This window comes from Xanthobacter sp. 126 (genome assembly GCF_000526175.1).
Lineage (GTDB): Bacteria > Pseudomonadota > Alphaproteobacteria > Rhizobiales > Xanthobacteraceae > Xanthobacter > Xanthobacter aminoxidans.
Map to the genome: position 1 here is coordinate 2,195,894 of NZ_JAFO01000001.1, position 23,662 is coordinate 2,219,555.

The following is a 23,662-nucleotide window of genomic DNA, read 5'->3' on the forward strand; positions in this document are numbered from 1 at the left end:
CCGGGGCATGACATTCGGGCGGCGTCGCCGTCCAGAACGCAAACGGCCCCCCGGCGTGAAGCCGGGTGGGCTCGACGAGACTGGGAAAAGGGGAGGCCGGTTCGCCATGGCCGACATACACGTCAAGCACGATTACCACGTCGTCGACCCGAGCCCGTGGCCGATCATCGGCTCGGTCGCGGCGCTGATCCTCACCTCGGGTGCCGTGGTGTGGATGCACGGCGGCACCTCGCTCGTCATGATCGTCGGCTTCCTCGGCGTGCTCTACACCATGTTCGGATGGTGGCGGGACGTGATCCGCGAGAGCCGCGCCGGCTTCCATACCCGCGTGGTGGTGCTCGGCCTGCGTTACGGCATGATCCTGTTCATCGCCTCCGAGGTGATGTTCTTCGTCGCCTGGTTCTGGGCCTTCTTCGATGCCTCCCTGTTCTCGGGTGAGGCCATCAACTTCATGCGCATGGACTTCACCGGGGGCGTGTGGCCGCCCAAGGGCATCGAGAGCCTCGATCCCTGGCACCTGCCGCTGCTCAACACGCTGATCCTGCTCACCTCGGGTACGACGGTGACTTGGGCGCACCACGCGCTGGTGCACGGCGACCGCCAGGGCCTCAAGTGGGGCCTGTGGTGCACGGTGGTGCTCGGCGTCCTGTTCTCCATGTGCCAGGCGTACGAGTACATCCACGCGCACTTCCACTTCGCAGGCAACATCTACGGCGCGACCTTCTTCATGGCGACCGGCTTCCACGGCTTCCATGTGATCGTCGGCACCATCTTCCTCGCCGTGTGCCTGATGCGCACCTACATGGGCGACTTCACCCCCCAGAAGCACTTCGGCTTCGAGGCGGCCGCCTGGTACTGGCACTTCGTGGACGTGGTGTGGCTGTTCCTGTTCACCTTCATCTATGTGTGGGCGCAGGGCGGACACGCCTGATCCGCGCGGGCTCCACCGCGCCAGAGACAAGCCTCAGGCCGGCGCACCCACGCGCCGGCCTTCTCATTTCGGCACCGGAGGTGCCCCGTGTCGCTCGATCCCTATCACGCCCCGGTCTCCCCCTTCGCGGCGGGCCTCTCCTGCCGCTGCCCGCGCTGCGGCCGTGGCCCGCTGTTCAAGGGCTTCCTGGACCTCGCGCCCAAGTGCACCTCCTGCGACCTCGACTATGATTTCGCCGATGCGGGAGACGGGCCGGCGGTGTTCGTCATCCTGTTCGCCGGCTTCATCGTGGTCGCGCTGGCCTTCTGGGTGGAGGCGAAGTTCGAGCCGCCCATGTGGGTGCACGCGCTGCTGTGGATCCCGGCCGTCCTCATCGTCACCCTCGGCCTGTTGCGGCCGCTGAAGGCGCTGATGGTGGCGCTGCAGTATCGCAACAAGGCCTCCGAGGGCCGGCTGGACGGCCAGTGACCGGCAAAGCGCCGTCCCCGGTGCCGCCTGCCACCGCGCCGTCTCCCGCGCGGCGCGGCCGCGGGCTTCTTCTGCTCGTCCTCGCCTGCCTGGCCTTCGCCGTGCTCGTCGGCCTCGGCACCTGGCAGCTCAACCGCCTCGCCTGGAAGGAGGCGCTGCTCGCCCGCGTGGAGGCGCGCGTCCACGCCGCCCCGCAGGGTGTGCCGCCCCCCGCCCGTTGGCCCGTGCTGACCCGCGAGGAGGACGAATACCGAAGGGTGAAGGTGCGCGGCACCTTCGACCACGCGAAGGAAGCCCTCGTCTACACCGTGCGTGGAGAGGACGCCGCCGGCCCGGTGAAGGGGCAGGGGTTCCTGGTGGTGACGCCGCTGATTCGCGCCGACGGCCCGCCCATCCTCATCAACCGCGGCTTCGTCCCGTCCGACCGGCGCGATCCCGCGACGCGGGCGGAAGGTGAGGTGAAGGGCGAGGTGGAGGTGGTCGGCCTGCTGCGCTTCCCCGAGGAGGCGAGCTGGTTCGTGCCGGCCAATGATCCCGCCCACGGCGGCTTCTACCGCATGGAGCCGGCCGAGATCGCCGCCGCCCGCGGCATTTCCGGCGCCGCGCCCTTCCTCATCGATGCCGATGCGACGCCGGTGCCGGGCGGACTGCCTATCGGCGGCGGCACGCGCATCGCCTTTCCCAACCGGCATCTGGAATATGCGCTCACCTGGTACGGCCTCGCGGCCTCGCTGGTGGGGGTGGGGCTCGCGGTCTTCATCAGCCGGCGCCGCCGCGCCTCCTGACGCGCCTTCGTGGCCGGCCGCACCGGGCGGGCGTTGCCGATCGGCAACGCGGGGCCGGGATCGTCCCGGCGGCCTTGACCCAACGCTTGGTTAACCGTCACCTTGCACAAGCGGATTTGCCGGCTTTATTGCCGTGCACCAGCCGTGCGGTTTTGGCATTTCGTAAAGCCGCCCGGCCACAGGATGGCCGCAGGTTTTGACAGAGGTCTCCCGATGGTCGTGTTCCCGAAGCTGCGTTCCCTCCTCCTCGCCACGGTACTCGCCGGGGGAGCGTGCGGCGTCGCGCAGGCGGCCGACCTGTTCACGCCGCCGCCGCCCACGCCGGTCCCGCCCTCGGCCAACGAGGACTGGTACCTGACCATCGGCGCGTCCGTCTCGGCGGACCCGAGCTATCCCGGCGCGGACAATTATTCCTTCCGGCCCGGCCTCATCTTCTCGGTCCGCAAGGCGAGCCAGCTCAACGTCTTCCGCAGCGTGGACGACAACCCGTCCCTGGCCCTCTTCGACACCGGCAATTTCCGCATCGGTGCCGTTGGCCGCGTCGACTGGGGCCGCGACTCGGGCGATTCCTATCGCCTCACCGGCCTCGGCAACATCGATCCGGCGCTGGAAGCCGGTGCCTTCGCCGAGTGGTACATCACCGACTGGCTGCGCACCCGAGCGGAACTGCGCTACGGCGTCGGCGGTTTCGAGGGCATCCGCGGCCTGCTCGGCGCGGACGTGATCCTGCCCTACGGCCAGTGGCGCTTCGCCGTCGGCCCCCGCCTCACCTATGGCGGCTCGGGCTATATGAGCACTTATTTCGGCGTCACGCCGGTCCAGGCCGTCGTCGCCAATGCGTTCGGCAATCCGCTGCCGGTCTACAACGCCTCCGCCGGCTTCGACATGGTGGGCGCCATGGCGCAGCTCACCTACAATTTCCGCAACGGCTTCGAGACCGGCGTGTTCGGCGGCTATGGCCGCCTCCTCGGCGATGCCGCCTCCTCGCCGCTCACCACCGATGCCAACCAGTTCACCGCCGGCGTCTCGCTGAGCTACACCTTCAACATCGGCAAGGCCTGGTGGTGAGGGACTTGGTGGTGAGACATTTGGTGGTGAGGGTTCCGGGCTGATCGTCAGTCCGTGACGCGCCGCTCCAGCTTGGCCAGCGTCTGCTGGCCGAGTTCGATCGCGCCGAAGCCCTTGGCGGTCTGAAACTCGGCTGCCGTGCTGAACACCATGCCCAGCGTGACCTTGGTCGCCCCGTCCTGTTCGTCGAACGCCGCCCAGGCGTCGGCATGCTTCGGCCCGTTCTCGCCCCAAAGCAGGGCATAGGAGATCCGCTCCTGCGGCCGCACCTCCCGGTAGAGATGGTGGTTGGGGAAGACGGTGCCGTCCGGCCCGATCATGTCGAACACCCACTCGCCCCCCTGCCGCAGGTCGATGCGCGTGGTGCGGCAGAAGAAGCCGTCCGGTCCCCACCATTGCGGCAGCGACTGCGGGTTCATCCACGCGCCCCAGACGACCGCTCGCGGGGCCTTGATGACCCGCTCCAGCACCATGGTGCGCTCGGCCGCCCCGGCGAGATTGCCGAGCCCGGCCTCGAAACCCTGACGGTATCCCGCCTCCATATCCCCGGCGAGCGAGGAGAGCTGGACGGTCACCACCAGCCGGCTGCGTGCGCCATCGCCGGAGAAATCCGCCGTCACCAGCGCCGCCGACCGGGTTTCGCCTGAGGTGGAGACCACCTCATAGTTCACGCTGCGCGCGGAGGGCGTGAGCGCCAGCCAGCCGCATTCGCACCTGATATCGGGCGCGCCCGCCACCTTGCACAGCGAGACCTCGCAGCCGCCCACGCGCGTGTCGGCCTCCAGGAATTCCACCGTGACGGCGGGCGTGGGGGCAGCCCACACCGCCCGTGCGGCCGGGGCGGTCCAGGCCTGCCAGAGGGTCGCGAGCGGCGCGGCGACCTCGCGCGTGAAGGTGAGCGTAGCGAAGCGGCCAAGGGCGTCCTGCAGGGTCATTGGGGTCCTCCCTTCATCACGTTGGTCACGAAGGCGTCCAGCCGATCCAGCCGGGCCTCCCAGAGCGCGCGCTGTTCGTCGAGCCAGGTGCGGGCGGGCTCCAGAGCCTCCGGGCGGATGGCGCAGGTGCGCACGCGCCCGTCCTTGGTCGTGGTGATCAGCCCGGCCTCCTCCAGCACGGACAGATGCCGCATCACGGTGGGCAGGCGCAGGCCGGTGGGGCCGGCGAGATCCGTCACCGCCGCCGGCCCCTCGGCGAGGCGCGTCAGGATCGACCGCCGGGTCGGATCGGCCAGCGCGTGGAAGAGCAGCGAGAGATCGGGATCATGCTTAGCCATGTAGCTAAGTATATGCGCGCAGCCGATCCCTGCAAGGAAAACTTCGCAGATTGGCTAAGTGTTGTTCGCGGGGCGACGCCGGGCGGCCCTATTCCCCGCCGCCGTCCCCGTCGCCCGAGCCGCCGCTGTCACCGGAATCGGGACCGCCGCCGCTGTGGCCCACATGGGGGGATTCGCCCCCCGCCTCGCCCGAATGGTGATGGGCGGCATATCCCGCCGCGATGATGAGTGCGCCGCCGGCTGCCGCAGCCGCGGCTGCCCGCTGCGCATTGGCAGTGTCCGGCTCGCTGTTGGCGGCCGATGCGGCGGGGGAGGGGGAATCCTCCCGACCGAGCCCGTAGTCCGCCGGCGGCTTCGCCCGGTTCGGCGCGGCGTCCGGCTTCGCGACGGCAGCCTTCTCGCCCCCGGTCTTGCCGCTGCCGCGCAGGCTGAGGAACAGCGCCAGCGGCGCGCCGATGACGAGGAGGGCGACGAGGATCTGCGTCGCGTCCATGGATCAGCGCTGCTCCCGCCGGGCGAGGAAGGCGAGGCGCTCGAACATGTGCACGTCCTGCTCGTTCTTGAGCAGCGCGCCGGCGAGCGGGGGAATGGCCTTGCGCACGTCCTTCTCGCGCAGGGTCTCCAGCTCGATGTCCTCGGCCATCAGCAGCTTCAGCCAGTCGATCAGCTCCGAGGTGGAGGGCTTCTTCTTCAGCCCCGGCACGTCGCGCAGCTCGTAGAAGATGCGCAGGGCCTCGCCCACGAGGCGCTGCTTGATGCCGGGGAAGTGCACCTCGACGATGGCCCGCATGGTCTCGGGATCAGGGAAGCGGATGTAGTGGAAGAAGCAGCGGCGCAGGAAGGCGTCCGGCAGCTCCTTCTCATTGTTGGAGGTGATGATGACGAGGGGGCGCTGCGCCGCCTTCACCTGCTCGCCGGTCTCGTAGACATGGAACTCCATGCGGTCGAGTTCCTGCAGCAGATCGTTGGGAAACTCGATGTCCGCCTTGTCCACCTCGTCGATCAGCAGCACCGGCCGCACGGGGGAGGAGAAGGCCGTCCACAACTTTCCCTTGCGGATGTAGTTGGCGATATCGTGGACCTTGGGGTCGCCGAGCTGGCTGTCGCGCAGGCGCGCCACGGCGTCATACTCGTAGAGACCCTGCTGCGCCTTGGTGGTGGACTTCACGTGCCACTCGATCAGCGGCGCCCCGAGGGCTTCGGCAACCTCCTGCGCCAGAACGGTTTTTCCCGTTCCGGGCTCGCCCTTGATGAGCAGGGGGCGTTCGAGGACGAGGGCCGCATTGACGGCGACCTTGAGGTCGTCGGTGGCCACATAGCTCTTCGTGCCCTCGAACCGCATGAGACTTGATCCCTTCCGCCGCCTGTCGCGCCGCAGCAAGGTCGGCACCCGGCGTCCATCCGTCAAGGGGCGGCGCCCGCTGGACAAGGACATGCCGGTTGTCGGAACCCGAAGGCGTCGATATAAGCGCGGCGACCATGGGGCGTCCTCCTGGCCGAAAGGTCGGCTCCGCCGGCCCGGACGCTGGGGCGGCAGCCCTTGAGTTCCGTGACGGGGAGTTCGTTGTCGATGCTTGGCTCCACGCAAGGCCGGATGGGCATGATCCGCCTTGCAGCGTCTTGCTTCGACGGCAGAGCGACGCATATCGAGGACCTTGCTGATGTCGATCCAAATCGACGAGGACTATCGGCCCCGTGAGGATGAGCCCTTCATGAACGACCGGCAGCGCGAGTATTTTCGCCTCAAGCTGCTGCGTTGGAAGGACGACATCCTGAAGGAGGCCCGCGAGACCCTGCAGCACCTTCAGGACGAGAACCAGAATCACCCGGACCTGGCGGATCGGGCGTCGTCCGAGACCGATCGCTCCATCGAGCTGCGCGCCCGCGATCGCCAGCGCAAGCTGATCGCCAAGATCGACGCAGCGCTGCTGCGGATCGAGGACGGTTCCTACGGCTATTGCGAGGACACCGGCGAGCCCATCTCGCTGAAGCGCCTCGAGGCCCGGCCCATCGCCACCCTCTCGGTGGAGGCGCAGGAGCGCCACGAGCGGCGCGAGCGGGTCTACCGCGACGACTGAGCCGCTGTTTCCGGCTGCCAATTTCGGCAGAGCGATTTCAAATGTGAAGAAGGCCGGCGGAGCCATCGCCCCGCCGGCCTTCTTGCGTCCGGGACCGGCCGAAGCCGGCGGAAGGGTCAGCGGCTGCGCGCGTTGGTGCGGCCGAGCAGGTTCGCCATTTCGGCGTCGAAATCGTCCAGCGGATCGCGCGGCTCCTCCGGCTCGACGGCGGGGGCCTCCTCGGCGTGGGGCACGCTCGGGGGAGCAGCCACCGGCGGGGCCGCGTAAGGCGAGGATTGGGTCGGCGCGGGGGCATGGATCACCGGAGCGGCGACCTCCGCGGACGCCGGCGGCGTCACCGTCGGGGACGAGGCGCGCAGCAGCGGGCTCGTCGTCTCGGGCCGCAGGGAGGTGTCTTCGCGGCTCACGTTGCGCAAAGCGAGGGGCTCGCGGCGCGGCTGCTCCGGCGTCGGCAGCGGACGGTTTTCCCCGGCCGGGCGGAAGGCAAACTCGCGCGGGCGCAGAGGCGCCTCGATACGGGGGCTCTCGGTGCGCGGCGTGACGTCGGGGCGGGGGCGCACCTCTGCCGGGCGGGCCTCCGTCGAGCGAGCTTCCGTCGAGCGGTTGCGCGACTGGGACAGGAAGCGCGTCAGCGGGCCTTCGCTGCGCGGCGGTGGGGGCTCGATCACCGGCTCCGGCCGGGCGGCGGTCGGCGGGGCCGGCTCGGCGGGTGCCGCGGGCTCGTCGCCGAGGAGATCGGAAAGGCTGATCTGCGGCGCGGCGGCGGCCGGCTGCGGGTGGACGAGGGCGGCGTCGAGACGGTGGGTGAGATCCTCCAGCTCCGCAGCAACCTCGCTGACGGCGGGGGGCGCGTCCTCGGGCTCGGTCCTCGATGGCTCCACCTTGGGGGCCTCGATCCGCGGCGCCTCCATCTTCACGGCCTCGGCCCGGGCCGGCTCGGTCCGCGGGGAGTCCATCTTCGAGGTATCGATCTTGGGGGCATCGATCTTGGGGGCATCGATCTTGGGGGCATCGGTCTTGGGCGCATCGATCTTGGGCGCGCTGGCGGCGAATTCGGCCTTCAGGGCGTCGAGCCGGGCCTGGTCGGGGCGCGGCGCCTCAACCCGAACGGCGTCCCGCGCCGGCTCCTTGGCCACCTCCCTGGGGGCGGCGGGCTCGGGCGCGGCGTCCGCCCCGCGTGTCGCGGGACGGCCGGAGAGGGTGCCGTCGCCGCGCATCAGCGGCCGGCGCGCCAGAGCGGAGCGGCGATCTTCGCGGGTTTCGGCCGCCGGCGCTTCCGCGGCGATGGGCTCGGGCGCCGGAAGGCTGGCGGCGGCCTCCGCGGCCAGCACCGCCGGGGCGGGCGCGGCAGAAAGGGGACGGCGCGGCGTGGGCCGCTGCAGGGTCGGCGCCTCGCGCGGCGGGGGCACGGCGGCGGGCGCGGTTTCCACCGCTTCGGTCGCGCCGATGTTCTGCTCGATGACGAGGTCGCTGTTGCCGCCGATCAGCAGCAGGTGTTCCACCTCGTCCCGGCGCACGAGCACGAGGCGGCGGCGCTGATCCACGGAGACGCTGTCGAGCACGGACAGGCGGGGGCCCGTCCGGCCGCGGCGGTCGCCTCCGGCGGCGCGGCCGGCGAGGCGGCGCATCACCAGCACCGTCAAGCCCAGCAGCGCGGCGATCACGATGACGGCGATGGCCACCCGAATCGGAAACGCGAGCTGGGTACCGAACAACTGCTGTAGCATCATGCCTCCGCTTTACTCGAACCGGGTGCCTCCCCGGGCCATGGCCCGTCGGCTGCCTCCCTCCGGCATCCACATCCGGAACGCGCGATGCCCTTTGGACCGATGCCCCTTGGACCCTCACGCCGTCAATATCACGAAATGCCTGGACGCCCGCTCGCGCCAATAGCCGCGCCGGTCGCGCATCGTGAGCCTCAGGGCCTAAGGTTTTGTTGATAATCGTGGCAGGATTTAAGTCACCGGCGATTCTCTCCCCTAAATCCGTGCGAATGGTGCACGCATCAGGGCGGCAGATCGCCTGAACGGATCGCCGGAATGGTAAAAGAGCGCATGCGGGGTCGCCAGACGAAGGACCAGGGAACCACCGTCCGGCGCAGGAAAAGCCGTGGGGCGGGGCCGCTGGGCACCCGGCTTTTCATCGTCGTCTTCGCGCTGGCCGGTGGCTTCGTGGGCGCGACCATCCTCGGGCGGGACGGGGGCGGCGTGCCCTCGGCCATCATCGCGGCGCTCGCCGTAGTGGGGGTGGTGGAACTGTTCCTGGCCGCCCGCCGCGCCTTCAAGGGCGTCGAGCCGGAGGACCCGCTGGGCGCGATTGCCCTTGCGGCATCCGGCGACGCCATGGCCGTGGTCGAGGATGGCGAGCGCATCGTCGAGGCCAACGCCGCCTATCTGCGCATGTGCCGCAGCGGCACCGCCGAGCCGCCGCTGCCCGAGCGCTTCCTCTCCCGCATTCCCGGCAGCCAGACGACCGTGGGCGAGCTGCTCAACGCCGTTGCCGGATCGACGGCCCACCTTAGCACCATGCCCTTCGGGAGCGGAGCGCGCGGGCGGCAGCTCGAGGTCTCGGTGCATCCCGTGGGCGGCCCACGGCGCGTGCTGTGGACGCTGCGCATGGTCGATACCGCCGAGGCCGAGGCGGCGCCGGCCTTCGCTCCCGCGCCGGGGCCTGCTCCCGCGACGCATCCAGTCGCGCCTCTCCCTGCCGCGCCTCTCCCTGTGGCTCCGGTCGTGGCGAAGCCGCTGCCGGCCGCGCCCGCCGTGCGTCCGCCCGATCCGGTGGTGGTTGCACCCGCGCCGGCCGTCGCCGCTCCGGTTCCCGTTGCCGCGCCTGTTCCCGTGTCCGAAGCCCGGGCGCCTGCACCGTCGCCGACGGCCCCCGAAGGCTATGCCGGGCCGGACCTCGTGGCATCGTGGGAAGAACTGCCCGCCGGCCTGCTGCGCATCGTCGGCGGGCGGGTGGTGGACCCCAACCTCACCTTCTGCCGCATGCTCGGCTACGCCCTCGCCGACTGGGGGCCGGACGGCATGCCGCTCAGCTGCATCGTCGTCCCGGAAAGCATGCCGGCGCTGGCCGCGGCGCAGGCCAATGGCGGCCGCGCCTCGCTGGTTGCATCGCTCAAGCGCAAGGATGGCGCGGCGCTGCCCGTCCTGCTGCGCATCGCCGCCGCTCCCGATGGCACCGGCGCCGTCGCTCTGCCGCTCGATGCGGTGGAAGGCGCCCTCGGCGCCTCCGCCAGGACAACTGCCCCCCAGGCCCCGAAGAGCGACAATGCCGAGGTTCTCGGCGACCTGTTCTTCCGCCGGGCACCGCTGGCCATGGCGCTGGTGGATCGTTCCGGCGGGGTGCGCGCCGCCAATGCGGCATTCGAGCGCCTGTTCGGCCGCGATGCCGCGGGGCGCCCCCTGTCGGCGCTGGTGGCGGATGCCTCCGGCACCGAGGCGCTGCTTGCCGCCACCGCCAGTGCCAGCGAGCCGCCCGCGCCCTGCGACGTGACGCTGGCCGGCGGCAACGCCCGCTCTGCGCGCTTCTATGCGGCCCCGCTGGGACCGGGCGGCGACATCGCCCTGTGCGCCATCGACATGACCGAGCAGCGCGCGCTGGAGGTGCAGTTCGCCCAGTCGCAGAAGCTGCAGGCGGTCGGGCACCTCGCCGGTGGCGTGGCGCACGACTTCAACAACGTGCTCACCGCCATCATCGGCTATTGCGACCTGCTGCTGGCCAAGCACCGGCCGAGCGACCCGTCCTTCCCGGACATCATGCAGATCAAGCAGAACGCGAACCGCGCCGCCGGCCTCGTGCGGCAGCTGCTCGCCTTCTCCCGCCGCCAGACCCTGCGCCCGCAGGTGATCGAGCTCGGCGACGTGATCTCGGATGCCGCCGCCTTGCTGCGCCGCCTCATCGGCGAGCGCATCACCCTCGACGTGGAGCACGCCCGCGACCTGTGGCCGGTGAAGGTGGACGTGAACCAGTTCGAGCAGGTGATCGTGAACCTCGCGGTCAATGCCCGCGACGCCATGCCCGACGGCGGCACCCTCACCATCCGCACCGGCAACGTGCCGGCCGCCGGCTGCGCCGCCTACGGGCAGGGCCTGCCGGAGGGCGATTACGTGATGGTGGAGGTGGCGGACACCGGCACCGGCATCCCGCCCGACATCATGGACAAGATCTTCGAGCCCTTCTTCTCCACCAAGGAGGTGGGCAAGGGCACGGGGCTCGGCCTTTCCACCGTCTACGGCATCGTGCAGCAGACCGGCGGCACCATCCTCGCCGACAGCGAGATGGGGCACGGCACCACCTTCCGCGTCTTCCTGCCCCGCCATCTCGCGGGCATCGAGCCGGAGGAGGCCCCGAGGCCCGCCGAGCCGGAGCCGAAGGCCGGCGACACCACGGGGCAGGGCCGTCGCGTGCTGCTGGTGGAGGACGAGGACGCGGTGCGGGCCTTCGCCAGCCGGGCGCTCGCCAATCGCGGCTACGAGGTGCTGGCCGCCGCCAGCGGCGTCGAGGCGCTGGAACTGATCGAGCGCGAGGGCAAGGTCGATCTCGTCATCTCCGACGTGGTGATGCCGGAGATGGACGGCCCGACCCTGCTGCGGGAATTGCGCAGCCGCGAGCCGGGGCTGAAGGTGATCTTCATTTCCGGCTATGCCGAGGAGGCGTTTGCCCGCAACCTGCCGCCGAGCGAGCACTTCTCCTTCCTGCCCAAGCCCTTCTCGCTGAAGCAACTGGTCGCCGCCGTGAGCGAGACCCTGCGCGCCTGAACCCGCCCGCCGGGGGCGGCCTTTCTCTAACGTAATGAGAGAGAAGGGATATCACCCCTCGCGGTGGCGCTTCATCAGGCGCGGCGCGCTCTAGACGGGCGGGCCGCGTTTGCGCATTGTCAAGGCGCGGCCCGCCCGGCGGTCGCCAGATCAGGCACCGCGCCCGATCTGCGGTCGGGCTGGCCGGCGAGGGGGAGGACCCTGACTTGACACCAAGACGCATGAACATGCGGCGCCGGGAGCTGGCGGGCTGGTCCCGCATCGCCGTGGCGCTGGCCTTCGGCTGGACCACGAGCCTCTATCCGGCCTTCGCCCAGCAAAGCGCGCCCGATACCGGCGCGGCAGCAACGCAGGCGCCGGTCCCGCCACCCACGACGCCGCCCGCGGCCGCGCCGCAAGTGGCGCCCGAGGTTGCGCCTCCTGCGGCTCCTGCGGCTCCGCCCGCCGCCACGGCCGTCGCGCCGCCACCGGCCGCTCCCGCGCCCGCACCTGTCGCGCCTGCTGGCGTTGCTCCTGCGGGCATCGCGCCGGCGCCGGTCGTTCCGGCCGGGGCGCCCCCCGCCGATGCGCCGCCGGCGTCCGCGCTCTACAGCCTCGCCGAGCTGGAAACCCTGCTCGCGCCCTATGCGCTCTATCCCGACACGCTGCTCGCGCAGATGCTGCCGGCCACCGCCTATCCGCTGGAGCTGGTGCAGGCACAGCGCTGGCTGGAATCGCACAAGAGCGCGGTGAAGAAGGGCGATTTCTCCGGCGCCGATGCCCAGAAGTGGGACCCCTCGGTGAAGGCGCTGACGCGCTTCCCCACCGTGATCTCCAAGCTGAATGAAAACCTCGATGCCACCCAGTCCATCGGCTACGCCTTCGTCAGCCAGCCGGAGGATGTGTCGGTGGCCATCCAGGCCTTGCGCGCCAAGGCCGAGGCGGCCGGCTCGCTGAAGACCAACGACAAGCAGGTCGTGACCACCCGGCAGGAGGATGGCCGGAACGTGGTCTACATCACCTCGGCCGACCCCACGATGGTCTATGTGCCGACCTACGATTCCTCCACCATCTACACTGCGGCCGGCGTCGGCCTGCTGGCCTTCGGTGCCGGCGTGCTCGTGGGCAGTGCCTGGAGCAACCCGTGGAACTGGGGCCGCGGCTGGGTCTATCCGCCGCCGTGGCCGGGCTATCCCGGCTGGCGCCCGCCGCCGCCCCGCCCGCCGGGCGGCTGGCCCGGTGGTCCCGGCCATCCCGGCTGGCCGCCGCCTCCCGGCTATCCCGGAGGCCCGGGGTATCCCGGCTACCCGGGCAAGCCCGGCGGTCCCGGCTATCCCGGCAAACCGGGTGGCCCCGGTTATCCCGGCGGCCCCGGCGGCCCGGTCGGTCCGTGGAAGCCGAATCCCGCCAAGCCCCTTCCCGGCAAGCCCGGCTATCCCGGCGGACCCGGCGGCGTGGGTGGCCCCGGTTATCCCGGCAAGCCCGGCGGACCGGGTGGTCCGGGTTATCCCGGTGGTCCTGGCGGCCCCGGTGGTCCTGGCAAGCCGGGCGGTCCCGGCGGTCCCGGTTATCCGGGTGGTCCTGGCGGCCCGGGCAAGCCGGGTGGACCGGGCACTCCGGGAGGCCCCGGCGCTCCCGGCAAGCCGGGCACTCCCGGTGCTCCCGGACAGCCTGGTGGGGCCGGCGGTGCCGGCAAGCCGGGCAGCGCGGGCAAGCCGGGCGGCGCGGCCACCACGGCAAAGCCGGTCAAGCCCTCCGGCGGGTCGCAGCAGCTCAAGAAGGGCGGCGGCGGCGGCAAGTCGAGCGTGAAACCCGCCGGCCGGCCGGCGGGGCCGCCGAAGCAGTACCGCAGCGGTGGCGGCGGTGGTGCCAAGCTCCAGGGTGGCGGCGGACGCGCCGGCGGCGGCGGTGGCCGTGCGGGCGGCGCTCGTCCCCATCGCTGAACCGGTGCCGGGCACGCCCCGGCACCGACCTCACGCAGAATCGCCGTGGCGGATTCGCCCCGGCACTGCGGTCGCTCCCGGTGCGACTCGCTCGCGCCGGGAGGCTGGCTGATGGATGGGCTGGGGCTTCTGGCCGGAGCCTTTGCCGGTCTCGGGGGCCGGGGAAGGCTGGAAGATGCACACGGCATTGTGTCGCACGGATGCAACAGTCGCCCGCAACTGCATCTTGCACAGAATTGAGGCCCTCCCGATCTACCTCCCGTGAGAGAACCGCAAGCCGGCTCCGGCCCAGCTTTCGCGGCGCTGCGAAAGGGGCGGCGCGGCGGTCGCGGACGGGCTGCGCCGGGCACACCCGCGATCCGCTACCAAAGGCATGACACCTTGGCCGATCCGCGCACTTGCCTCCCTTCTGGCGCTGCGATAAGGCTCTCGCGTCGTTTCGAACTTCTCTAGCCGGACGGCGCGGTAACGCTTCAGGCGATCAGCCGTTTCAAGCTCCTTTTGACCCTGATGGGTGAGCCAAGCGCGCTGCCCACGGCACCGACCGAGCGCTCCGAGGTGCGAGCAAGATGAACGCGTTGCTCATGGACTATCTGCCGGTGGTGATCTTCATCGGCGTTTCCGCGGTGATCGGCCTGGCCCTGCTGGTGTCGCCCTTCATCGTCGCCTACCAGAATCCGGACCCGGAGAAGCTGTCCGCGTACGAGTGCGGCTTCAACGCATTCGACGACGCGCGCATGACGTTCGACGTGCGCTTCTATCTGGTGTCCATCCTCTTCATCATCTTCGACCTCGAGGTCGCCTTCCTCTTCCCGTGGGCGATCAGCTTCGGTGGCCTCGGCGACCTCGGCTTCTGGTCGATGATGATCTTCCTCGGCGTGCTCACCGTCGGGTTCATCTATGAATGGCGCAAGGGAGCTCTGGAATGGGACTGACCCCTTCGGCCACCAAGCCCGAGATCGCACGCGCCTCCACCGGCATCGTCGATCCCTCCACCGGCCGTCCCGTCGGCGCTGATGATCCCTTCTTCAAGGAGATCAACAACGAGCTGGCAGACAAGGGCTTCCTCCTCACCACCGCCGATGACCTCATCACCTGGGCGCGCACCGGCTCGCTCATGTGGATGACCTTCGGTCTCGCCTGCTGTGCGGTGGAGATGATGCAGGCCTCCATGCCGCGCTACGACGTGGAGCGCTTCGGCTTCGCGCCGCGCGCCTCGCCGCGCCAGTCGGACGTGATGATCGTCGCCGGCACGCTGACCAACAAGATGGCCCCCGCGCTCCGCAAGGTCTACGACCAGATGCCGGAGCCGCGCTACGTCATCTCCATGGGCTCCTGCGCCAATGGCGGCGGCTACTACCACTTCTCCTATTCGGTGGTGCGCGGCTGCGATCGCATCGTGCCGGTGGACATCTACGTGCCGGGCTGCCCGCCCACCGCGGAGGCGCTGCTCTACGGCATCCTGCTGCTGCAGAAGAAGATCCGCCGCATCGGCACCATCGAGCGCTGATCGGGAGCCGGTGTGATGGACGAGACCCTCAACGACCTCGCCGCCCACGTATCGGGCGCCCTGCCGGGCGTGGTGACCGGCACCGAGATCGCCTATGGCGAGCTGGCGCTCTTCATCGAGCCGTCGCAGATCGTCAAGGCCGTGACTTTCCTCCGGGATGACCCGGCCTGCCAGTTCACCTGCATCGTGGACGTGTGCGGCGTGGACTATCCAGCCCGCGAGAAGCGGTTCGACGTGGTCTATCACCTGCTCTCCGTGAAGCAGAACGCGCGCATCCGCCTCAAGGTCGCCACCGACGAGGACACCCCGGTGCCCTCCATCACCGGTGTCTTCCCCGGTGCCAACTGGTTCGAGCGGGAGGCCTACGACATGTACGGCATCCTGTTCACCGGCCACCCGGAGCTGCGCCGCCTGCTGACGGACTACGGTTTCGACGGCCACCCCCTGCGCAAGGACTTCCCGACCACGGGCTTCGTCGAGGTGCGCTATGACGACGCCCAGAAGCGCGTGGTCTACGAACCGGTCCGCCTGCCGCAGGAGTTCCGGAACTTCGACTTCCTCTCGCCGTGGGAGGGCGTCGAATACGTCCTACCCGGTGACGAGAAGGCCTCGGGCCAGCCGCCCGCGCCGCCCAAGGCCGGGTGAGGGAGCGTCTCATGGTTGATGTCGCCGACGAGATGAAGCCCGCGGACAAGGTCCGCAACTTCCAGATCAATTTCGGCCCGCAGCATCCTGCGGCGCACGGCGTGCTGCGCCTCGTGCTGGAGCTGGACGGCGAGGTGGTGGAGCGGGTGGACCCGCACATCGGCCTCCTGCACCGCGGCACCGAGAAGCTGATCGAGGCCAAGACCTACCTCCAGGCCGTGCCCTATTTCGACCGGCTCGACTATTGCGCGCCGATGAACCAGGAGCATGCCTTCTGCCTCGCGGTCGAGAAGCTGATGGGCATCGAGGTGCCGCGCCGCGGCCAGCTCATCCGCGTGCTCTATTCCGAGATCGGGCGCCTGCTCTCGCATCTCCTCAACGTCACCACGTTCGCCATGGACGTGGGCGCGCTGACCCCGCCTCTGTGGGGCTTCGAGGAGCGCGAGAAGCTCATGATCTTCTATGAGCGCGCCTCCGGCAGCCGCATGCACGCGGCCTTCTTCCGGCCCGGCGGCGTCCATCAGGACCTGCCCCGCGCGCTGGTGGAAGACATCGGCGCCTTCTGCGATCCGTTCCTGAAGCTGGTGGCGGACCTCGACGCCCTCGTCACCAACAACCGCATCTTCAAGCAGCGCACCGTGGACATCGGCATCGTCTCGGTGGACGAGGCGCTGTCCTGGGGCTTCTCCGGCCCGGTGCTGCGCGGCTCCGGCGCGGCGTGGGACCTGCGTCGTGCGCAGCCCTACGAGTGCTATTCGGAACTCGACTTCGACATTCCGGTGGGCAAGCACGGCGACTGCTACGACCGCTATCTCGTCCGCATGGAGGAGATGCGCCAGTCCACCGCCATCATGAAGCAGTGCGTCGAGCGCCTGCTGAAGGAGAGCGGCCCGGTCCACACCCAGGACCACAAGGTCGCGCCGCCCAAGCGGGCCGAGATGAAGCGCTCCATGGAAGCGCTCATCCACCACTTCAAGCTCTACACCGAGGGCTTCCACGTGCCGGAAGGCGACGTGTATGCCGCAGTGGAAGCGCCCAAGGGCGAGTTCGGCGTCTATCTCGTCTCGGACGGCACCAACAAGCCTTACCGTTGCAAGATCCGCGCTCCGGGATTCGCGCACCTTCAGGCGATGGACTTCCTCAATCGCGGCCACATGCTGGCCGACGTCTCCGCGGTGCTCGGCTCGCTCGACATCGTGTTCGGGGAGGTGGACCGCTGATGGCCCGCCTTCCTCTCGCCCTTTGCCCGATGCTTGCGCGCGGCCCGCGCGCGGCTTCTTCCGGGATCTGAACCATGTCCGTTCGCCGCCTCGCCGCCGAGCAGCCCGAGAGCTTCAGCTTCACGCCGGAGCTGGAGGCCATCGCGCAGAAGCTGATCGCCAAGTATCCGGAAGGCCGGCAGGCCAGCGCCGTGGTGCCCTTGCTGTGGGAAACCCAGAAGGCCGCCGGCGGCTGGCTGCCCGAGCCCGCCATCCGCGCGGTCGCCGAGCGCCTCGGCATGGCGAACATCCGCGTGCTGGAGATCGCCACCTTCTACACCATGTTCAACCTTGAGCCGGTGGGGAAGTATTTCGTCCAGCTGTGCGGCACCACGCCCTGCATGTTGCGTGGCGCGGAAGCCATCCGCCACGTCTGCGAGAAGAAGATCGGCCACGAGCGGCATGTCTCCGCCGACGGCACCTTCTCCTGGCTTGAGGTGGAGTGCCTGGGCGCCTGCACCAATGCGCCCATGGTGCAGATCAACGACGATTATTACGAAGACCTGACCCCCGAGAACTTCGAGAAGCTGCTCGACGATCTCGCCGCCGGTCGTCCGGTGAAGGTGGGTCCGCAGAATTCGCGCAAGGGCTCGGAGCCCGAGGGCGGCCCGCGTGTGCTGCTCGATCCCGCGCTGTATGCGCACGACGTGAAGATCGGCCAGGAAGCGGCACCCGCGGACGAGGCCCCCACATCCGGCGCGCCCGCGCCGACCTCCGGGGAGTGACGCCCATGCTCGCCGACAAGGACCGCATCTTCACCAATCTCTACGGCTTCCACGACTTCGGTCTTGAGGGCGCCCTCAAGCGCGGCAACTGGGACGGCACCAAGGCCATCCTGGAGAAGGGCCGCGACTGGATCATCAACGAGATGAAGGCGTCGGGCCTGCGCGGCCGTGGCGGCGCCGGCTTCTCCACTGGCATGAAGTGGTCCTTCATGCCCAAGCAGTCCGATGGCCGCCCCCACTATCTCGTGGTGAACGCCGACGAATCCGAACCCGGCACCTGCAAGGACCGGGAGATCATGCGCAACGATCCGCATACGCTGATCGAGGGCTGCCTGATCGCCTCCTTCGCCATGGGCGCCCATGCGGCCTACATCTACATCCGCGGCGAATACATCTTCGAGCGCGAGCGCCTGCAGGCGGCGGTGGATCAGGCCTACGAGGCCCGGCTCATCGGCAAGGACAACGTCCACGACTATCCCTTCGACCTCTATGTGCACCACGGTGCCGGCGCCTATATCTGCGGCGAGGAAACCGCGCTGCTGGAGAGCCTCGAGGGCAAGAAGGGCATGCCGCGCCTGAAGCCCCCGTTCCCCGCGAACATGGGTCTTTATGGCTGCCCCACCACGGTGAACAACGTGGAGAGCATCGCGGTCGCGCCCACCATCCTGCGGCGCGGCGCGGCCTGGTTCTCCTCCATCGGCCGCCCCAACAATGTGGGCACCAAGCTGTTCTCCCTCGCCGGCCATGTGAACACGCCCTGCGTGATCGAGGAGGCCATGAGCATCCCCTTCAAGGAGCTCGTGGAGAAGCACGGCGGCGGCATTCGCGGCGGCTGGGACAACCTGCTCGGCATCATCCCCGGCGGCGCGTCCTGCCCGGTGATCCCCGGCGAGCAGTGCGAAGACCTCATCATGGACTTCGACGGCACCCGCGCGGTGAAGTCGTCCTTCGGCACGGCCGGCGTGCTGGTGATGGACAAGTCCACGGACATCATCAAGGCCATCGCCCGCATCTCGGCCTTCTTCAAGCACGAGAGCTGCGGCCAGTGCACGCCGTGCCGCGAGGGCACCGGCTGGATGTGGCGCGTGGTGAACCGCATGGCCGAGGGCCGCGCCCAGAAGCGCGAGATCGACCTGCTGCTGGAAGTCACCACCCAGATCGAGGGCCACACCATCTGCGCGCTCGGCGATGCCGCCGCGTGGCCGGTGCAGGGCCTCATCCGGCACTATCGTCATGTGATCGAGGCGCGCATCGACCAGTATGCCGCCAACCCGCATCCGGAGCCGGTGGTTCCGGTCGCGGCGGAGTGAAGAGCACCCCGCCGGGCGCGCTGACGCGACGGGCGGGGAGGGGAGTTGTCTCAGGGAGCGGACGCCATGCGTCCGGCTCCGGCCGCGCCCGGCGCGGTTCAAGGTGAGGTGGAAGTGATGGCGAAGATCGTCGTCGACGGAACCGAGGTCGATGTACCTGCCGAATACACGCTGCTTCAGGCGTGCGAGGCGGCGGGCGTCGAGATTCCGCGCTTCTGCTTCCATGAGCGGCTGTCCATCGCCGGCAATTGCCGCATGTGCCTTGTGGAAGTGAAGGGCGGTCCGCCCAAGCCCACGGCGTCCTGCGCCATGGCGGTGAAGGACCTGCGCCCCGGCCCCAACGGCGAGCCGCCCGTGGTGCTCACCAAGAGCCCCATGGTGAAGAAGGCCCGTGAAGGGGTGATGGAGTTCCTGCTCATCAACCACCCGCTGGATTGCCCGATCTGCGATCAGGGCGGCGAGTGCGACCTGCAGGACCAGGCCATGGCCTATGGCGCGGACACCTCGCGCTTCGCCGAGAACAAGCGCGCCGTGGAAGACAAGTACATCGGCCCGCTGGTCAAGACCTCCATGAACCGGTGCATCCAGTGCACCCGCTGCGTGCGTTTCTCGACGGAAGTGGCTGGCGTGCCGGACCTCGGCGCCATCGGCCGCGGCGAGGACATGGAGATCACCACCTATCTCGAGCACGCCATGCGCTCCGAGATGCAGGGTAACGTGGCGGATCTCTGCCCGGTGGGTGCGCTGACCCACAAGCCCTACCAGTTCCACGCCCGGCCGTGGGAGCTGATCAAGACCGAGTCCATCGACGTCATGGACGCGGTGGGCTCCAACATCCGCATCGACACCCGCGGCCGCGAGGTCATGCGCTTCCTGCCGCGCAACAACGACGCGGTGAACGAGGAGTGGATCTCCGACAAGTCCCGCTATGTCTGGGACGGCCTGAAGGTCCAGCGGCTCGATCGCCCCTATGTGCGCAAGGACGGCCGGCTTGTGCCAGCCACCTGGAGCGAGGCGTTCGCCGCCATCGCCGCCAAGGTGAAGGGCACTGCCCCCGCGAAGATCGGCGCGCTCATCGGCGACCTCGCCAGCGTGGAAGAGGTGTTCGCCCTCAAGACGCTCATGGGCAAGCTCGGCTCCGCCAACATCGACGCGCGCCAGGATGGCGCCAAGCTCGATCCGGCGCTCGGCCGCGCGTCCTACGTGTTCAACCCCACCATCGCCGGCATCGAGCAGGCCGACGCCATCCTCCTCGTGGGCACCGACCCCAGGCATGAGGCGTCCGTCATCAATGCGCGCATCCGCAAGCGCTGGCGCCAGGGCGGGCTGAAGATCGGCCTCATCGGCGCCAAGGTGGACCTCACCTACGCCTATGATTATCTCGGCGCCGGCCCCGACAGCCTCGCCGACCTCGCCGGCTCGTCCGCTTTCGGAGACATCCTGCGCAAGGCCGAGCGGCCGCTGGTCATCGTCGGCCAGGGCGCGCTGGCGCGGCCGGACGGCGCGGCTGTGCTCTCGCTCGCCGCCCGCGTGGCGGTGGCGGTGGGCGCGGTGAAGGATGGCTGGAACGGCTTCGGCGTGCTGCACACAGCGGCTTCCCGCGTCGGCGCCCTCGATGTGGGCGCGGTCCCCGGTTCGGGCGGGCTGGACGTGGCTGGAATGACCGCCCCCGGCGCGCTGGACGTGGCCTTCCTGATGGGCGCGGACGAGGTGGAGGTCGCCCCCGGTGCCTTTGTCATCTATCTCGGCACCCATGGCGATCGCGGCGCCCACCGGGCGGACGTGATCCTGCCCGGCGCCGCCTATCCCGAGAAGTCGGGCATCTATGTGAACACGGAAGGCCGGGTGCAGTTCGCCAACCGCGCCGCCTTCCCGCCCGGCGAGGCGCGCGAGGACTGGGCGATCCTGCGGGCGCTCTCCGAGGTGCTGGGCCAGACCCTGCCGTTCGACAACATGCAGGCGCTGCGCGCCCAGCTCGTCTCCACCTATCCCCACCTCGGCCATATCGACGAGGCGGCGGTGGCGGACGCGGGCGCCGTGTCGACCCTCGCGGGTGTCGGCGGCGGCGTGGACAAGGCGGCGTTCGCGCCGTTGATCGAGGACTTCTTCCTCACCAACCCCATCGCGCGGGCTTCCGCCGTGATGGCCGAATGCTCCGCGCTGCGCCTTGCGGCGGCGGCGGAAGCGGCGGAGTAGGCGATGGGCACGGTGAACCGGACGGCTGCGAGCTTCACGGAAACGCGGACATGAACTGGCAGGACACCCTCATCCAGGTGCTCATCATCCTCGGGCAGAGCCTTGCTCTGCTCGTGGCGCTGTTGATCTTCATCGCCTTCATCCTGCTGGCGGACCGCAAGATCTGGGCGGCGGTGCAACTGCGCCGCGGCCCCAACGTGGTGGGGCCGTTTGGCCTCTTCCAGTCCTTCGCCGACCTTCTGAAGTTCGTGCTGAAGGAGCCGACCATCCCGTCGGGCTCCAACAAGGCGATCTTCCTGCTCGCGCCGCTCGTCACCTGCGTGCTCGCGCTCGCCGCCTGGGCGGTGGTGCCCATCGCGCAGGGCTGGGTCATCGCCGATCTCAACGTCGGCGTGCTCTACATCTTCGCCATCTCGTCGCTCGGCGTGTACGGCATCATCATGGGCGGCTGGGCTTCGAACTCGAAGTATCCCTTCCTCGCCGCGCTCCGCTCGGCGGCGCAGATGGTGTCCTACGAAGTCTCCATCGGCTTCGTCATCATCACCGTGCTGATGTGCGCGGGCTCGCTGAACCTCTCCGAAATCGTCGAGGCGCAGAACGGCCGCTTCGGCTTCCTCGGCTGGTACTGGCTGCCGCTGCTGCCCATGTTCGTCATCTTCTTCGTGTCGGCCCTGGCCGAGACGAACCGGCCGCCCTTCGACCTCGTGGAAGCAGAGTCGGAGCTGGTGGCGGGCTTCATGACCGAATACGGCTCGACGCCCTACCTGCTGTTCATGCTCGGCGAGTACGTGGCGATCATGACCATGTGCGCCATGGGAACCATCCTGTTCCTGGGCGGCTGGCTCTCGCCCATCCCGTTCGCGCCCTTCACCTGGGTGCCGGGGCTGGTGTGGTTCGTCATCAAGCTCTGCTTCATGTTCTTCCTGTTCGCGATGGCCAAGGCCATGGTGCCCCGTTATCGCTACGACCAGCTCATGCGGCTCGGCTGGAAGGTGTTCCTGCCGATCTCCCTCGTCGCCGTCGTGGTGGTCGCGGGCGTGCTGCACTTCACCGGGACGGCGCCGCAATGACCGTCCCTTCCGCCCTTTCGCACAGCCTTCGGGGAGAGCGCCTGTGAAGCTCGATCAGGCCGCGCGCGCCATCTTTCTCACCGAGCTCGTCTCGGGCTTCTTCCTCGCCATGCGCTATTTCTTCAAGCCCAAGGCGACGCTGAACTATCCCTTCGAGAAGGGCCCGCTCTCGCCGCGCTTCCGCGGCGAGCATGCCCTGCGCCGCTATCCCAACGGGGAAGAGCGCTGCATCGCCTGCAAGCTGTGCGAGGCCATCTGCCCGGCGCAGGCCATCACCATCGAGGCCGGCCCGCGCCGCAACGACGGCACCCGCCGCACGACGCGTTACGACATCGACATGGTGAAGTGCATCTATTGCGGCTTCTGCCAGGAGGCGTGCCCGGTGGATGCCATCGTCGAGGGACCGAACTTCGAGTTCGCCACCGAGACGCGCGAGGAACTCTATTACGACAAGGAAAAGCTGCTCGCGAACGGCGACCGGTGGGAGCGCGAGATCGCGCGGTCCATCGCGCTCGATGCGCCGTACCGCTGAGCGGCGAAATGAACATGGCCGGCATCCTGCCGGCCTTCTGAAACGGGACCGGCGACGCGCCATGCGCGCGGCGCCATAGATCGGACTTTCGGGATGCGTCGGGTTTTCGGGATGCGTCAGGACATCAGAGGGGCCGGCCGCCTTGCGGGGCCGGACATGACCGGCGCGGACGCGCCGCGGGCAGGGGGGCTACGCGCATGAGCGTCGCGGCAGCGTTTTTCTATCTCTTCGCCTTCGTGCTGGTGGCGTCCGCCTTCATGGTGATCTCCTCCCGCAACCCGGTGCAGTCGGTTCTGTTCCTCATCCTCGCGTTCGTGAACGCGGCGGGCCTCTTCATCCTCATCGGCGCCGAGTTCCTCGCGCTGATCCTGGTGGTGGTCTATGTGGGCGCGGTGGCGGTGCTCTTTCTCTTCGTCGTGATGATGCTCGACGTGGACTTCGTGGAGCTGCGCCAGGGCTTCCTGCAATATCTGCCGGTGGGCGTGGTGGTCGGCATGATCTTCCTCGCCGAGCTGGTGCTGGTGGTCGGCGCATGGGCGACCGGCCCCGGGGTCGCCTCCGCGGTGAAGTCGGCGCCGGGCGGCATCGCCACCGAGAGCAATGTGCGCGCCATCGCGGCCGTGCTCTACACGGACTACATCTACTTCTTCCAGGCCGCCGGCTTCGTGCTGCTCGTCGCCATGATCGGCGCCATCGTGCTCACGCTGCGCCACAAGGTGAACGTGCGCCGGCAGAACATCACGGCTCAGGTGACGCGCTCCTCCACCATCGAGGTGGTGAAGGTGCGTCCCGGCCAGGGCCTTTGAGGGGGATGGGCATGGACATCGGTCTCTCCCACTATCTGACCGTCGCGGCGATCCTGTTCACGCTCGGGACGCTCGGCATCTTCCTCAACCGGAAGAACGTCATCGTCATCCTCATGTCGGTGGAGCTGATCCTGCTCGCCGTGAACATCAACCTCGTCTCGTTCTCCGCCTTCCTCGGGAACCTGACGGGCCAGGTGTTCGCGCTGCTCGTGCTCACCGTCGCCGCAGCCGAGGCGGCCATCGGCCTCGCCATCCTCGTGGTGTTCTACCGCAACCGCGGTTCGATCGCCGTCGAGGACATCAACGCCATGAAGGGCTGAG

The 23,662-nt window shown here is 69.2% G+C and carries 23 protein-coding genes; 18 read left to right on the forward strand and 5 right to left on the reverse strand.

Annotated features, from left to right (window positions below; all coding sequences use genetic code 11):
• Positions 1-106: 106 nt before the first annotated feature.
• From XAN126_RS0110495 to XAN126_RS0110510, 4 genes are all read left to right on the forward strand, one after another.
• Positions 107-931 (forward strand): cytochrome c oxidase subunit 3, encoded by an 825-nt coding sequence (locus tag XAN126_RS0110495; RefSeq protein WP_024278553.1) that lies wholly within the window; start codon positions 107-109, stop codon positions 929-931.
• Positions 932-1,018: 87 nt separating this feature from the next.
• A complete protein-coding gene (locus XAN126_RS0110500) occupies positions 1,019-1,399 on the forward strand; it encodes a DUF983 domain-containing protein (RefSeq protein WP_024278554.1) in 381 nt (126 codons plus the stop codon).
• Positions 1,396-2,184, forward strand: coding sequence for an SURF1 family protein (locus XAN126_RS0110505; protein ID WP_024278555.1), 789 nt, complete (start codon positions 1,396-1,398; stop codon positions 2,182-2,184). The genes XAN126_RS0110500 and XAN126_RS0110505 overlap by 4 nt, the downstream gene beginning before the upstream one ends.
• Positions 2,185-2,397: 213 nt before the next feature.
• Entirely contained in the window at positions 2,398-3,252 is an 855-nt protein-coding gene (locus XAN126_RS0110510; RefSeq protein WP_024278556.1) for a MipA/OmpV family protein, read from the forward strand.
• A gap of 47 nt (positions 3,253-3,299) precedes the next feature.
• Here the strand turns inward: XAN126_RS0110510 and XAN126_RS0110515 are convergent, their stop codons facing one another.
• From XAN126_RS0110515 to XAN126_RS0110530, 4 genes are all read right to left on the reverse strand, one after another.
• The gene (locus tag XAN126_RS0110515) at positions 3,300-4,187 is read right to left on the reverse strand and encodes an SRPBCC family protein (protein WP_024278557.1); all 888 of its coding nucleotides are present in this window, start codon (positions 4,185-4,187) and stop codon (positions 3,300-3,302) included.
• Positions 4,184-4,525: a metalloregulator ArsR/SmtB family transcription factor gene (locus XAN126_RS0110520; protein ID WP_024278558.1), complete on the reverse strand. Its 342-nt coding sequence runs from the start codon at positions 4,523-4,525 to the stop codon at positions 4,184-4,186. Before XAN126_RS0110520 ends, XAN126_RS0110515 begins: the two co-directional genes overlap by 4 nt.
• An 88-nt stretch (positions 4,526-4,613) precedes the next feature.
• Positions 4,614-5,018 (reverse strand): hypothetical protein, encoded by a 405-nt coding sequence (locus tag XAN126_RS0110525; protein WP_024278559.1) that lies wholly within the window; start codon positions 5,016-5,018, stop codon positions 4,614-4,616.
• Positions 5,019-5,021: 3 nt separating this feature from the next.
• Positions 5,022-5,867 carry a MoxR family ATPase gene (locus tag XAN126_RS0110530; protein WP_024278560.1) on the reverse strand — a complete coding sequence of 282 codons (846 nt, stop codon included), beginning with the start codon at positions 5,865-5,867 and terminating at the stop codon, positions 5,022-5,024.
• A 319-nt stretch (positions 5,868-6,186) separates the two neighbouring features.
• Here XAN126_RS0110530 and dksA point away from each other — a divergent pair, with 319 nt between their 5' ends.
• Positions 6,187-6,603 carry an RNA polymerase-binding protein DksA gene (dksA, locus tag XAN126_RS0110535; protein WP_024278561.1) on the forward strand — a complete coding sequence of 139 codons (417 nt, stop codon included), beginning with the start codon at positions 6,187-6,189 and terminating at the stop codon, positions 6,601-6,603.
• A gap of 116 nt (positions 6,604-6,719) precedes the next feature.
• On the opposite strand, the gene XAN126_RS29000 is transcribed toward dksA, so the two are convergent.
• Positions 6,720-8,333, reverse strand: coding sequence for a flagellar biosynthetic protein FliO (locus XAN126_RS29000; RefSeq protein ID WP_081762597.1), 1,614 nt, complete (start codon positions 8,331-8,333; stop codon positions 6,720-6,722).
• 309 nt (positions 8,334-8,642) lie between these two features.
• On the opposite strand from XAN126_RS29000, the gene XAN126_RS27085 reads away from it, so the two are divergent.
• The 13 genes from XAN126_RS27085 to nuoK all read left to right on the forward strand — a co-directional run bounded on the left by XAN126_RS27085 (position 8,643) and on the right by nuoK (position 23,661).
• Positions 8,643-11,366: a PAS domain-containing sensor histidine kinase gene (locus XAN126_RS27085; protein WP_024278563.1), complete on the forward strand. Its 2,724-nt coding sequence runs from the start codon at positions 8,643-8,645 to the stop codon at positions 11,364-11,366.
• Positions 11,367-11,587: 221 nt separating this feature from the next.
• Positions 11,588-13,288, forward strand: coding sequence for a DUF3300 domain-containing protein (locus XAN126_RS28700; RefSeq protein WP_024278564.1), 1,701 nt, complete (start codon positions 11,588-11,590; stop codon positions 13,286-13,288).
• Between the two features lie 569 nt (positions 13,289-13,857).
• Positions 13,858-14,223 carry an NADH-quinone oxidoreductase subunit A gene (locus tag XAN126_RS0110555; RefSeq protein WP_024278565.1) on the forward strand — a complete coding sequence of 122 codons (366 nt, stop codon included), beginning with the start codon at positions 13,858-13,860 and terminating at the stop codon, positions 14,221-14,223.
• The gene (locus XAN126_RS0110560; RefSeq protein ID WP_024278566.1) at positions 14,214-14,798 is read left to right on the forward strand and encodes an NADH-quinone oxidoreductase subunit B; all 585 of its coding nucleotides are present in this window, start codon (positions 14,214-14,216) and stop codon (positions 14,796-14,798) included. Before XAN126_RS0110555 ends, XAN126_RS0110560 begins: the two co-directional genes overlap by 10 nt.
• A 15-nt stretch (positions 14,799-14,813) precedes the next feature.
• The gene (locus tag XAN126_RS0110565; protein ID WP_024278567.1) at positions 14,814-15,443 is read left to right on the forward strand and encodes an NADH-quinone oxidoreductase subunit C; all 630 of its coding nucleotides are present in this window, start codon (positions 14,814-14,816) and stop codon (positions 15,441-15,443) included.
• A 32-nt stretch (positions 15,444-15,475) separates the two neighbouring features.
• Positions 15,476-16,663: an NADH-quinone oxidoreductase subunit D gene (locus XAN126_RS0110570; RefSeq protein WP_029877020.1), complete on the forward strand. Its 1,188-nt coding sequence runs from the start codon at positions 15,476-15,478 to the stop codon at positions 16,661-16,663.
• A 74-nt stretch (positions 16,664-16,737) separates the two neighbouring features.
• Positions 16,738-17,427 (forward strand): NADH-quinone oxidoreductase subunit NuoE, encoded by a 690-nt coding sequence (gene nuoE / locus XAN126_RS0110575; RefSeq protein ID WP_024278569.1) that lies wholly within the window; start codon positions 16,738-16,740, stop codon positions 17,425-17,427.
• 5 nt (positions 17,428-17,432) lie between these two features.
• Complete coding sequence (gene nuoF, locus XAN126_RS0110580) at positions 17,433-18,737, forward strand: NADH-quinone oxidoreductase subunit NuoF (protein WP_024278570.1); 1,305 nt, start codon at positions 17,433-17,435, stop codon at positions 18,735-18,737.
• 117 nt (positions 18,738-18,854) lie between these two features.
• Entirely contained in the window at positions 18,855-20,933 is a 2,079-nt protein-coding gene (nuoG, locus tag XAN126_RS0110585) for an NADH-quinone oxidoreductase subunit NuoG (protein ID WP_024278571.1), read from the forward strand.
• A gap of 50 nt (positions 20,934-20,983) precedes the next feature.
• Positions 20,984-22,003, forward strand: a complete 1,020-nt coding sequence (nuoH, locus tag XAN126_RS0110590; protein WP_024278572.1) for an NADH-quinone oxidoreductase subunit NuoH — start codon at positions 20,984-20,986, stop codon at positions 22,001-22,003.
• A gap of 43 nt (positions 22,004-22,046) precedes the next feature.
• The gene (gene nuoI, locus XAN126_RS0110595; RefSeq protein ID WP_024278573.1) at positions 22,047-22,535 is read left to right on the forward strand and encodes an NADH-quinone oxidoreductase subunit NuoI; all 489 of its coding nucleotides are present in this window, start codon (positions 22,047-22,049) and stop codon (positions 22,533-22,535) included.
• Between the two features lie 197 nt (positions 22,536-22,732).
• Positions 22,733-23,341 carry an NADH-quinone oxidoreductase subunit J gene (locus XAN126_RS0110600; protein ID WP_024278574.1) on the forward strand — a complete coding sequence of 203 codons (609 nt, stop codon included), beginning with the start codon at positions 22,733-22,735 and terminating at the stop codon, positions 23,339-23,341.
• An 11-nt stretch (positions 23,342-23,352) separates the two neighbouring features.
• Entirely contained in the window at positions 23,353-23,661 is a 309-nt protein-coding gene (nuoK, locus tag XAN126_RS0110605) for an NADH-quinone oxidoreductase subunit NuoK (RefSeq protein WP_024278575.1), read from the forward strand.
• The last annotated feature ends 1 nt before the right edge of the window (position 23,662 follow it).